Genomic DNA, 12,339 nt, shown 5'->3' on the forward strand with positions numbered 1-12,339 from the left:
GACCAGGGAACGGCAACGCCCATGACGGTGACAGACGACTCCGCGGCGACCACGGAAGAGGTCGTCCACGGCCCCGGCATCGATCCGGAACGGCTCGCCGTCTGCCTCAGCGTGCTGGAGGAACTGGACCAGCTCGACGTCGACCACCCCGACGCGATCCTGGTCCGCCGGGCCACCTCGCACATCTACCGCACGGTCAAGCAGCGCCGCCGCCAGGAGCGCCGGGCCGCCAAGACCGCCCACGACCGGGCCGTCACCGAGGCCACCGCGACCGGCTCCGCCGACCGCATCGACGACGAGACGGAGGGCATCCTGCCCTCCTCCCGCACCGCCGAGGGCCAGATCGCGGGGATACTCCAGCGCCCCCGCTCCTGTTACATCTGCAAGCAGCGCTACGTCGAGGTCGACTACTTCTACCACCAGCTCTGCCAGCAGTGCGCCGCCGACAACCGCGCCCGCCGCGACGCCCGCGCCGACCTCACCGGCAAGCGCGCGCTGCTCACCGGCGGCCGGGCCAAGATCGGCATGTACATCGCGCTGCGGCTGCTGCGCGACGGCGCGCACACCACGATCACCACCCGGTTCCCGAACGACGCCATCCGCCGCTTCAAGGCCCAGCCCGACAGCGCCGACTGGATCCACCGGCTGAAGATCGTCGGCATCGACCTGCGCGACCCCGCCCAGGTCGTCGCGCTCGCCGACTCGGTGGCCGCCGAGGGCCCGCTCGACATCCTCATCAACAACGCCGCGCAGACCGTACGCCGCTCCCCGCAGGCGTACGGCGAACTGCTCGCCGCCGAGTCCGCCCCGCTGCCCGCCGGTGAGCTGCCCGCCGCCGAGGTGATCGGCACCTTCGGCTCCGGCGCGGTCGCCGCGCTGCCCGTCGCGGGGGGCGGCGCGCTCACCGCGCAGGACGTCACCGACCTGGCCCTGGTCTCCGGCTCCGCCTCCCTGGAGCGGATCGCCGCCGGTACCGCCATCGACGCGGGCGGCCTGGTGCCCGACCTGCACGACACCAACAGCTGGGTGCAGACGGTGGAGGAGGTCACCCCGGTGGAGCTGCTGGAGGTGCAGCTCTGCAACTCCACGGCCCCCTTCATCCTCATCAGCCGCCTGCGCCCGTCGATGGCGGCCTCGGCCTCCCGCCGTACCTACATCGTCAACGTCTCCGCCATGGAGGGCGTCTTCGCCCGCGGCTACAAGGGCGCCGGGCACCCGCACACCAACATGGCCAAGGCCGCGCTGAACATGCTGACCCGCACCAGCGCCCAGGAGATGTTCGACAAGGACGGCATCCTCATGACCGCCGTCGACACCGGCTGGATCACCGACGAGCGCCCGCACCCCGACAAGGTCCGCCTCGCCGAGGAGGGCTTCCACGCCCCGCTCGACCTCGTCGACGGCGCCGCCCGCGTCTACGACCCCATCGTCCGCGGCGAGCGGGGCGAGGACCTGTACGGCGTCTTCCTGAAGGACTACGCGCCCGGCAAGTGGTGAACCGTCCGGGCCGCCACCAGCTCCAGGACCGTACGCCAGTCCTCCAGGACCCCGGCGTCAAGCCCCGGCCCCGTGGCGGCCTCGTGCGCCTGGCGCAGGGTCAGGGCGTCGTCGGCGAGCGGGTCACGCGCGAACGCGGCGGCCTCCGCGGGCGACATCGCGCCGTTCCCCGCGCCCGGCACACCCGCCGGGGACGAGACGGCGGCGAGGTACCGCTCGGCGGGCGCGTGCAGCCACACCAGCCGGGCGACGCGCTCACCGAGCAGCGCCCGTACGGCGTCGGCGGCGCGGTCGGCGTCCCCGCCGGGCGGCGTCTCACCGAGCACGTGCACCAGCCCCGCCACCTGGAGTTCCTTGTCGGCGGGGCGACTTCGGCGCAGCAGCGCCGCCGTCCGCAGCGCGTGGTCGCGCAGTGCGCAGCCCCGCAGCCGCTCCATCAGCTCCTCGACGCCGCGCAGTTCCATGCGTCCGTCCTCCCGCGAGACAGCCGTAGCGGAACGCCACGCAATCATGGGCAGCTTGCGGACGGGCCAACGGGACCTGAACTGACCGCCCGTACATCCCCTCGGCACCGAAGAGGTGTTCGACAGGGTAAGCCGAGCGGGTGGCACGCAGGCCGGGCATCATGTAACGAACAGTCGCAGAACGGTGCGAAGCGCCTACGTTTCGACTTGGCATAGTTACACCTTGTTTTCAGCCCCATCGAGCGGGGGGCCGCTCATTTGGTTAACCTAGAGCGGACGGACAGCACCACGGGGCTCCACCCAACCCACGGTCCGTCCCGGGACAAGCCGGTACACCACGGCCTGCTCTCCCAGGAGTTGCCGGCGCCACCGCGTCCGACTGTTTCCCCCAGGACCCGAGGGCACCGGGCGGCCGGAGCGCGGCCGGACGGCACGTCCCGAGGGTTACCCGACACATAAGGAGTGCGCGGTGACACCGGAGAAGACGAATCGCGACCAACGCCCCAAGGAGCACCCGGAACGCGCGGGCCGCAGGCCCGGCGAGATCGGCAGCCTCGACGTGTGGGCCCGATCCGCCCCCATCCGACTCGCGGGCTACGAGGACGACCTCGCCGAGCCCCACATCCTGCCCAGCGTCGACTGACCCGGGGGCGTCCCCTCGCGATCGCCGGTCAGCATGGGCGTGCCACACTCACGTCCATGCTGATCAGGGAAGCCACCGCCGACGACTGGCCGCGCATCTGGCCCTTCTGGCACCGCATCGTCGCCGCCGCCGAGACCTACACCTGGGACCCGGACACCACCGAACCCGCGGCCCGCGCCCTGTGGATGAACCCGGCCAAACGGGTGTACGTCGCCCAGGACGCCACCGGCGCCGTCGTCGGCTCCGCCTACCTCACCCCCAACTACGGCGGCCCCGCCGCCCACCTGGCCAACGCCGGTTTCATGGTCGACCCCGACCACGGCGGACGCGGCATCGGCCGCGCCCTCGCCGAACACGTCCTGGGCGAGGCCAAGGCCCACGGCTACCGCGGCATGGTCTTCAACGCCGTCGTCGAGACCAACCCGGCGGTCGGCCTGTGGAAGTCCCTGGGCTTCACCGTCCTCGGCACGATTCCGCAGGCGTACGACCACCCGAAGCACGGGCTCGTCGGCCTGCACGTCATGTACCGGGATCTCTGACCCTGCTTCCTAGTCGAGCGGCGCCGTACGCCGCCACGGCCGCGCCCGCTCGATCCCGGCCGCCAGCCCCAGCAGCGCCGCCTCCGACCCCGGCCGCCCCACCAACTGCACGGCGGCGGGCGCGCCCGAGGGCAGCGTGCCCACCGGCACGACCAGCGCGGGCCAGCCGGTCAGGTTCCACGGCGGCGTGAACGGCGAGTAGGCCGAGTCGGCGACGAGGTTGCGCAGCCAGCCCCGCTCGTGCCAGTCCGCCGCCCGCGGCGCACGGCGGGCCAGCGCCGGGGTGAGCAGCACGTCGTACGCCCCGAAGAACGGCTCCACGCGCTCGCGGAGCGCCGTACGGGCCCGCCCCTCCCGCGCCCGGTCCACGAACCGCCGCCCCACCGCCGCGTGCACCCGCGTCCGCCGCGCCAGCAACCGTGGGTCCAGCCCGCGCGCGTCCACCGCCGTCCCCGCCGTCCACTGGGTGAGCGCGGTGACCCCCAGCGACGCCGGGTACGGCGGGTCCGCCCGCCGCACCAGGTGCCCCGCCCGCATCAGCAGGCCCGCCGCCTCGCGCGCGGCGTTCGTATACGCGTCACTGACGGTGATCCCGGCGAGCGGGCTGCGCAGCGAGAGGGCGACGCGGAGGCTGCCGTCGGCGGTGCGCGGCGCGAGGTCCGTAGCCGCCAGCACGGACAGCGTCAGGGCGGCGTCCGCGACCGTCGTGGCCAGCGGCCCGTTCTCCGACATGCCGAACCAGTCGCCGTCCCCGATGCCCGCGGGCACCACCCCGTGGCCCGGCTTGAGGGTGACGAGACCGCAGTTGGCGGCGGGGATGCGCAGCGAGCCCATGCCGTCGTTGCCGAGCGCGACCGGCACCATGCCCGCGGCCACCGCGGCGGCACTGCCCCCGGAGGACCCGCCCGCCGTCCGGGTCGTGTCCCACGGGTTGCGGGCGGTGCCGTACGGGCCCTCCGTCGTACCGAAGACGCACAGTTCGGGCACGTTGGTCATCCCGACGACCACCGCGCCCGCCGCCCGCAGCCGGGCGACGGTGACGTGGTCCTCGGCGGCCGGGGTGTCCGGCGTCGCGGCCGAGCCGACGCGGGTCGCCTCACCGCGCACGGCGAGGTTGTCCTTGACGGCCACGGGGACGCCCGCGAGGGGCAGTTCGGCGAGGTCGCCGCGGGCGCCGGTCTCGTCGGCCTCGATCAGCGCCCGCTCGGCGCGCACCTCACGGAAGGCGCCGATCCTGCCGTCCCACTCCTGTATCCGCCTGAGGTGCTGCTCGACGACCTCCCTCGGCGTGACCCGCTTGTCCCGTACGGCGGCGGCGATGTCCACGGCGGTACGGCCGGTCCAGTCGGTCACGTGGGCTCCTCGGGGTGCAGGTCGGGAGGGAGAAGGCGGAGCGCGCGGGCGCGGTCCTCGGGGGAGAGGCGCGCGGCGCGGGTGAGGCGGAGGAGGCCCAGGTGGGCCTCGGCGGACTCGTGGGCGGTGACGAGGTGCTCGGCGGCGTCGAGCCGGGTGGGGGTGGGGGTGTTGGGGTCGTTGAGGATCGCCGCCAGGGTCCGGGTCGCGGGGCGGCGCCAGGCGCGGTACTTGGTGAGGGCGGTGGCGGCGGTGACGCGGGCATCTGGGTGCGCGGCTCCGTCGAGGACCCGGCGGTAGGCGGCGACGGCCTCGGCGCCGATGTCCAGCTCCTCCCAGGCGGAGGCGGCGGCCAGGTGGGCCTCGGGGTCGGTGGTGTCGGGGCTGGAGAGGCTGTGGAGGATACGGCGGCCCTCCTCACCGAGGTCTTCGGCGAGGAGGACGGCGGCCTGGGCTCGGGCCTGGAGCGGGGCGGAGGGGTCGGTGGCGATGGCGCGGGTGAGGGGGATGCGGTTGTGGGCGCCGCTGCCGGGGAGGGAGCGGCAGATGGCCACCCGGAGTTGGGGCGGGACGTCGGCGTCGGCGGCGAGGTCGTACCAGGGCGTGCCGAGAACGCCGACCGCCACCTCGGTCGCCGCGAGCCGCTCCGCGAGCGGCGCCCCGGGGTCCCCGGCCCAGTTGAGGAGCGAGGCGTTCAGCCGGTCGATCTCGGAAGGGCCTTCCACCAGATAACCGATGAAGCGAAGGTCGATGATGGCGCAGGGGACGCGCTCGGCCACTAGGTCAAGCCACCGCAATACGGCATCGGGGGCGTCGACGCCCGCCAGAGCACCCGACTTGACCTCGAACCAGTCCTCGTCCCCGTGGTAGGACAGGGTCTCGCACACCACCGGGTGGTTACCGAAGGGGAATCGCTCGCCCGTGACCGCGTGCAGGCTCAGCCGGTGCAGGGGGTCTGGGCTCAGTCCCGCCATCCGGGCCTTCCACCGTGGATAGGGCACCAACCCGATGGAACGAGCGCTGGCCTTGGCTCGGACCTCCGGATCGGCGTCAGGGTCGTCGGCTAGCCGGTCCAGCGAGGCGCGCACCAGGGGCACGACCGCGGCCCGGCGCTTGCAGTGGGCGTCGATATCCAGCAGCGATGCGGCGGGCACCGTCTCGTCGACGAGTAGCGCCTGCAGCCGCTCCCACAGGGCTACGTCTGGATGAAGAGCGTCGGCGAGTTCCAGCAGCCGCCACAGGTGGTGATCGAGCAGCGCGGCGTCGTCCAAGAGCCGGTGCAGCGTCTCGGACGCCCCCCGGATGTCGACCTCGGCCAGGTCTGCCAGGGCATCGATACGGTGTGCCGTACCGGTGCGGAAATCCTCCGCGAGAGCACGCAGCAGTCCCGAGGCGGTGTCCCGGTGTCCCGCGTTCAACAGCCGCCGTGCCGCGTCCCGGCGTACCGCGCCCGGCAGCGCGGTGTCGCCCGCCATGGCGGTGAGGGCGTCGCCCTCCGCCGCGGGGTCCCGGTGCGGCACGACGGTGACGGCGAGCAGTCTGTCGTGCCCGCAGATGCCCGGGTCCGCCGCGAGCTGGGTGAGGACGTCCCGTACCGACTCCGCTTCGCCCAGGGTCGTAAGCTCCCTGGCGCAGTGCACCCGTTCTGCCACCTGGAGCGCCGAGTCGGTCAGGGGACCGAGGAGTATCTGTCGGTGCCGCGTGGACAGGCCGAGCTCCCTGAAGGACTGGGAGAGCTGGACCACATGCCAGGGCGCCACCGGCTGGGAGATCAGCGCCTCGCCGCACTCCACGACGGCCCGGTGCCGACCGAACTCCACCAGGCGCTGGACGGCTCGTACCCGCACGTCAGGGGGGAACTGCTCGTCACGCGCGGTCCGCTCGATCAGGTCGGGGTCCTCACACAAGGTGACGGCGGTGTAGGCGATGGTCTCCTTTACCGCCGGGTCGGTGAGGATGTCGGACGCCAGGACCTGTTCCGCGGCCTGCTCCGCGCTTTCCCGGTTCGACCGGAGCAGGGAGTTCGCCTCGTAACGGAGGTGGAGGGGCAGCGAACGGTCCAAGCTGAGCTGAAGCGCCATTTCCGGTTCCAGGATGGAGCGCAGACTGCGCGTCAGATAGCGGTGCTCGGGGGAGCTGGGGTCGCCCATCGTCGGATTTTTGGCCAGCGTGTCGCTGAGTTCCGCCCAGGCGGCCCGGTCCTCGACCACCGCCCCAGAGGATCGGAAGGCCTCGACCGCGAGCGTGGGAAACTCGGTGCTGCCCAACACCTCCCGGAAGACCATCAGTCCGGTCGGTTGCTCCAGCTCGAACAGCGCGACCGCGGCCTCGTACCGCGGCTCGGGCAGCAGGTCCGGGTCGCGGACGAGGCCGAGCAGACGGCGGACGGCCCCGGAAGAATCGCCCGCCTGAGCGAGTAGTTGAGCGGCGTCCGTCCGCAGGGTGGCGGGCAGGCCCGTGTCGTCAGCGAGCCGCCCGGCCAGGTCCGCCGCTCCGTCCGCGTCTCGGCGTACATAGTGCCCAAGCGCGTCGACGCGCGGCTGGTGCGGGACGGACGGGTCGTCGACGATGGCGGCCAGCTCCGGTGGCTCCAGCACCGCGAACAGCCGGTCGAGCACGTTGTTCACGTTGAGGTCGCCGACGGAAACGGGGCGGCCGTACAACTTCAACACCGCCCGCGCGAACCGCGCCGTCAACCCCTGGTCGACCACAAGACCGTCGCTCAGGATCGTCGCGCACAGCAGCAGGTCCCGCCATCCCCCGTCGTCCACGGCGGTGCGCAGGAACTCCTCAAGCGGCATACCGCGTTCGTGCCAGTGCGCGGCCATGAACAGGGCCACGTTGGGGCGTTCCGCGGCGATCTCCTCGCGGATGATGCGCAGCGCCTCGGGGTCCTTCGGGCTGAGCCGTTCGGCGGTCGCGCACCCGGCGAGGTACTCCTGCACGGTCTGGTGCGGGAACGCCAGCTCCCCGCCGCGCTGGGTGACCAGTCCGGTGAACGTCAGGGCGCGCAGCACCAGCTCCTTCGGCGGCGCCTCGGGCGCGAGCTGTTCGAGGACCTGGTCGAGCAGGGGCCGCGCGTCGCCGCCCTGCCGCTGCTCGGCCACCAGGCGCAGCACCTCGTGCATCCGGTCGAGCAGGTCGGGGGTGATGCCGTGGCCCCTGGGCGCCGTACGGCTGAGGCGCTGCGCCCCCTTCTCCTGGAGGATGCCGACGAACCGGCCGTACAGCTTGGCCGGGTTGCGCGGCAGCTCGGACAGGGCCGCCACGACGCAGATCATCGTCAGGGTCAGCGGGTTGCGGGACACCTCGCCCAGCCGACCGTGGCGGACCTCGGCGATCAGCTCGGTGGCCCGGCGCTCGGCGTCCGGCATCTTCAGCGCCGTGAACCACGCCTGTGCGACCCCCCTGATCTCCTGGTCCCCGAGCGGCAGCAGCGCGTACCGCCGCAGCGCGCCCAGCCGGTCCATGTCGGCGTGCAGCAGCGACCGGCTGGCCACCACGAACCGCAGGTACGGCTCCTGCGCCCACCGTTGGAGCCGCTTGATCACCTCGCGCCGGGCCTCGGGGTCGAGCACCTCGTCGAGGCCGTCGACGCAGACCAGCCAGTCCACGGACGGCAGGGGCGCGGCGGTGAAGACGTCGGCGGGCAGCGAGCGCCGCAGCCCCGGCAGGTCCCGCGCGACCGCCGCCGCCACGGCCTCCGGGAAGGGCAGGTCGAGCAGTTGGTCGGCGGTGACCCGGACGGGGAGGTACGGCGGGGCCTGGCCGGGGTCTCCAAGCCACGCCGTCGCCGCGGTGAGCGTCAGGTGCCGCAGCAGGCTGGACTTCCCGGAGCCCGCGCCGCCCGTGTACAGCACATGGCGGTCGGACTCCAGCACGCTCTCGGCGACGGCCTTCTCCTTCCCGGACGGTCCCGGCTTGCCCTCACCGCCGCCCGGCCTCGACGCCTCCTGCCGCACGTACACCCGCGACAGCGGTACGTCGCCCACGTCCGTCAGGAGTGAGGCGTACGGATGCTCGTCCGCCCCGTCCCGCGCCGCCGACAGGTAGTCCCGGAGTCCGGGGCCGGGGTACCGGAACTCCCCGGCCCGTAGCTGCTCGTCGGTGAGGGTGTTCAGCCAGCCGACCGGTGGGTCCGGCACCGTACACCGGGCGAGGATCTCCGCCACCGGGACCATGTGGGCGCTGCCCGCCGCGTTGGCGGTGGTGATCATGCCGCAGACCGCGCCCGTGCGGTGGTTGACGACCGGGCTGCCGCTGAAGCCCTCGCCCACCGGGGGGCCGTAGACCCGCGGCATCGCTATCGCGTCGTCGTCGAAGGTCAGCCGGGAGTCGCCCTGGTACTCCAGGACCGCCCACTGCCCGGCGCGGAAGTCGCCGCTGGGGTGGCCGTAGACCGACATGGGGTCGCCGAGGGTCGCGTGGGACGAGGTGAGGACAGGCGGCACGCCGTCGATCGCGCCGCGCAGGACCGCCAGGTCCAGGCCGTTCGCCGCGTGGTGGCGGTCGTCGGGGGAGACGGTCAGGGTCGTGTCGTGGCCCGTCGCCGCGATCCGGGCCCGTACCGTGTCCGTGCCCCTGACCACGTGCGCGCAGGTCACCACCACGCCGGGCGCGAGGACGAAGCCGGTGCCGCCCCCGCCGTCGGGCCGGTCGAGCGCGACCGTCGCGGCCTTCAGCGCGCCCTTCCAGGCGTCCACCACCCGTGCCCCTCCACGCTCGTCGGCAGACCCCCGGCACGGAGGTCGGACGGACCGCTCATCGTAGCGGCCCGAGTGGTTCGAACCACCCGCCGCAGGGGAGCTGTACCGACATGCATGACGACCGCAGCCTCGTCGAAGCCCGCTTGCGGCGCGTCCTCGACGAACGTGTCCGCCCCGCCGTCTATCCCGAGTCCGTGCCGCTCCAGGTGGCCGTCTGGCACGCCCCCGGTGAGCCCGTCCCGGTCGCCGAGGGGCTGGCGGCGCCGCCGGAGCCGATCGCGGTGGGCGCCCGCTGGGGCGTGCCGTGGGGGACGAGCTGGTTCCGGGTCACCGGCACCGTCCCGGAGGAGTGGGCCGGGCGGACCGTCGAGGCCGTCCTCGACCTCGGCTTCGACGAGAACATGCCCGGCTTCCAGTGCGAGGGCCTGGTGTACCGGCCGGACGGCACCCCGGTGAAGGGGCTCAACCCGCGCAACCAGTGGGTGCGGATCGGGGCTCCCGTCGCGGGCGGGGAGGAGGTGCGGCTGCACGTCGAGGCGGCCTCCAACCCCGTCGTCCTCGGCGCGCGGGGCTTCCGTCCGACGCCGATGGGGGAGAGGGAGACCGCGGGCCGCGAACCGCAGTACACGCTCGCCCGCATGGACCTCGCCGTCCTCGACGAGACGGTGTGGAACCTGGTCCTCGACCTTGAGGTGCTCGGTGAGCTGATGGCGGAGCTGCCGGGGGAGTCGCCCCGCCGCCACGACATCCTGCGCGCCGTCGACAGGGCGCTGGACGCCCTCGACCTCCAGGACGTCGGCGGCACCGCCGCCCGCGCCCGTGAGCGGCTCACCGGCGTGCTCGCCGCCCCCGCCGCGCCCTCCGCGCACCGGATCAGCGCCGTCGGGCACGCGCACATCGACTCCGCGTGGCTGTGGCCGCTGCGCGAGACGGTCCGCAAGGTGGCCCGCACCACCGCCAACATGACCGCGCTCCTCGACGACGAGCCCGACTTCGTCTTCGCCATGTCGCAGGCGCAGCAGTGGGCGTGGGTGAAGGAGCACCGGCCCGAGGTGTGGGCGCGGGTGAAGAAGGCGGTGGCGGAGGGGCGGTTCGTGCCCGCCGGGGGCATGTGGGTGGAGTCGGACACCAACATGCCGGGGTCGGAGGCGATGGCCCGGCAGTTCGTGCACGGCAAGCGGTTCTTCCTCGACGAGTTCGGCGTCGACAACGACGAGGCGTGGCTGCCGGACACCTTCGGCTTCGCCGCCGGGCTGCCGCAGATCATCCGGGCGGCGGGCACCAGGTACCTGCTGACGCAGAAGATCTCCTGGTCGCGCACGAACAGGTTCCCGCACCACACCTTCCTGTGGGAGGGCATCGACGGCTCCCGGGTCTTCACCCACTTCCCGCCCGTCGACACCTACAACTGCACCATGCACGGCACCCAGCTCGCGCACGCCGTGCGCAACTTCCAGGACAAGGGCGTCGCCCGGCACTCCCTCGCCCCCACCGGCTACGGCGACGGCGGGGGCGGCACCACCCGCGAGATGGTCGCCAAGGCCGCCCGGCTGCGCGACCTGGAGGGCTCGCCCACGGTGGTGTGGGAGACACCGTCCGCGTTCTTCGCCAAGGCCGAGGCGGAGTACGCCCACCCGCCCGTCTGGGTCGGTGAGCTGTACCTCGAACTGCACCGGGCCACCCTCACCAGCCAGGCGAAGACCAAGCAGGGCAACCGGCGCGGCGAACACCTGCTGCGGGAGGCCGAGCTGTGGGCGGCGACCGCCGCCGTGCGCACCGGGTTCCCCTACCCGTACGAGGAGTTGGACCGGATCTGGAAGACGGTGCTGCTGCACCAGTTCCACGACATCCTGCCCGGCTCCTCCATCGCCTGGGTGCACCGCGAGGCCCGCGCCACCTACGAGCGGATCGCCGGGGAGCTGGAGGGCATCGTGGACGCCGCGCAGCGCGCCCTCGCCGGTACCGGAACCGTCCCGCTGGTGTTCAACGCCGCCCCGCACACCCGCGACGGCGTACCGGCGGGCGCCGCCGCCACCCCCACCGCGGAGGGCCGCACCACGCGCGCCGACCGGCCCGGCGGTGGACACGTCCTGCACAACGGCCACCTGCGCGTCGAGATCGACGGGCGCGGCCTCGTCGTCTCCGCGTACGACGTGGAGGCCGACCGGGAGGCCGTCGCGCCCGGCGCCGCGGCCAACCTGCTCCAACTGCACACCGACTTCCCGAACATGTGGGACGCCTGGGACGTCGACGAGTTCTACCGCAACACCGTGACCGACCTGACCGCCGCCGAGTCCGTGACGGCCGGGCCGGACGGCGCCTCGGTGCGCGTCGTACGGTCCTTCGGCGCCTCCCGCGTCACCCAGGTGCTGTCGCTGCCGCCGGGGGAGCGGCGGCTGGAGATCGACACGGAGGTGGACTGGCACGAGACGGAGAAGTTCCTGAAACTGGCGTTCCCGCTGGACGTGCACGCCGAGCGGTACGCGTCCGAGACGCAGTTCGGGCACGTCCACCGGCCCACCCACACCAATACCAGCTGGGAGGCGGCCAAGTTCGAGGCGTGCAACCACCGCTTCGTGCGGGTGGCGGAGCCGGGGTGGGGCGTCGCCGTCGTCAACGACTCGACGTACGGCCACGACGTCACCCGCACGGTCCGCGAGGACGGCGGTACGACCACCACCGTCCGCGCCTCGCTGCTGCGCGCCCCGCGCTTCCCCGACCCCGAGACCGACCAGGGCGTCCACCGCTTCCGGCACGCCCTGGTGCCGGGCGCGGGCATCGGGGACGCGGTGCGCGAGGGGTGGCGCGTCAACCTGCCGCGGCGGCGCCGGGAGGGCGCCGGGCCGGTCGCGCCGCTGGTGTCGGTGGACCGGGACGCGGTGGTGGTGACCGCCGTGAAGCTGGCCGACGACGGCAGCGGTGACGTGGTCGTGCGCTGCCACGAGGCGCACGGCGGGCGGGCGCGGGCCACGCTGACCGCCGGGTTCGCGGTGGCGGGGGCGGTGGCGACCGACCTGCTGGAGCGTCCGCTGGAGGATGGGGCCGTGGAGCGGGACGGCGACCGGATCACCCTGCGGCTGCGGCCGTTCCAGTTGGTGACGCTGCGGCTGGCGCGGGCCTGAGGCCCGTACGCGCGG

At 73.5% G+C, this 12,339-nt stretch carries 7 protein-coding genes; 4 read left to right on the plus strand and 3 right to left on the minus strand.

Annotated elements, in window-relative coordinates; all coding sequences use genetic code 11:
* Positions 1 to 21: 21 nt before the first annotated feature.
* Complete coding sequence (locus ACFQZ6_RS31590; RefSeq protein ID WP_381616055.1) at positions 22 to 1,497, plus strand: SDR family NAD(P)-dependent oxidoreductase; 1,476 nt, start codon at positions 22 to 24, stop codon at positions 1,495 to 1,497.
* Here the strand turns inward: ACFQZ6_RS31590 and ACFQZ6_RS31595 are convergent.
* A complete protein-coding gene (locus ACFQZ6_RS31595) occupies positions 1,476 to 1,961 on the minus strand; it encodes a metal-dependent phosphohydrolase (RefSeq protein ID WP_381616058.1) in 486 nt (161 codons plus the stop codon). The genes ACFQZ6_RS31590 and ACFQZ6_RS31595 overlap by 22 nt on opposite strands.
* Before the next feature lie 469 nt (positions 1,962 to 2,430).
* Here ACFQZ6_RS31595 and ACFQZ6_RS31600 point away from each other — a divergent pair, with 469 nt between their 5' ends.
* A complete protein-coding gene (locus tag ACFQZ6_RS31600) occupies positions 2,431 to 2,604 on the plus strand; it encodes a hypothetical protein (protein WP_381616060.1) in 174 nt (57 codons plus the stop codon).
* A 56-nt stretch (positions 2,605 to 2,660) separates the two neighbouring features.
* A complete protein-coding gene (locus ACFQZ6_RS31605; RefSeq protein ID WP_381616063.1) occupies positions 2,661 to 3,143 on the plus strand; it encodes a GNAT family N-acetyltransferase in 483 nt (160 codons plus the stop codon).
* Positions 3,144 to 3,152: 9 nt separating this feature from the next.
* On the opposite strand, the gene ACFQZ6_RS31610 is transcribed toward ACFQZ6_RS31605, so the two are convergent.
* Positions 3,153 to 4,496 carry an amidase gene (locus tag ACFQZ6_RS31610; RefSeq protein WP_381616066.1) on the minus strand — a complete coding sequence of 448 codons (1,344 nt, stop codon included), beginning with the start codon at positions 4,494 to 4,496 and terminating at the stop codon, positions 3,153 to 3,155.
* Positions 4,493 to 9,202, minus strand: coding sequence for a trypsin-like peptidase domain-containing protein (locus tag ACFQZ6_RS31615; protein WP_381616069.1), 4,710 nt, complete (start codon positions 9,200 to 9,202; stop codon positions 4,493 to 4,495). Before ACFQZ6_RS31615 ends, ACFQZ6_RS31610 begins: the two co-directional genes overlap by 4 nt.
* 110 nt (positions 9,203 to 9,312) lie before the next feature.
* Between ACFQZ6_RS31615 and ACFQZ6_RS31620 the strand changes: the two genes are divergently transcribed.
* A complete protein-coding gene (locus ACFQZ6_RS31620; protein ID WP_381616072.1) occupies positions 9,313 to 12,324 on the plus strand; it encodes an alpha-mannosidase in 3,012 nt (1,003 codons plus the stop codon).
* Positions 12,325 to 12,339 lie beyond the last annotated feature (15 nt).

The organism is Streptomyces flavalbus, assembly GCF_042674625.1.
Classification (GTDB): domain Bacteria; phylum Actinomycetota; class Actinomycetes; order Streptomycetales; family Streptomycetaceae; genus Streptomyces; species Streptomyces flavalbus.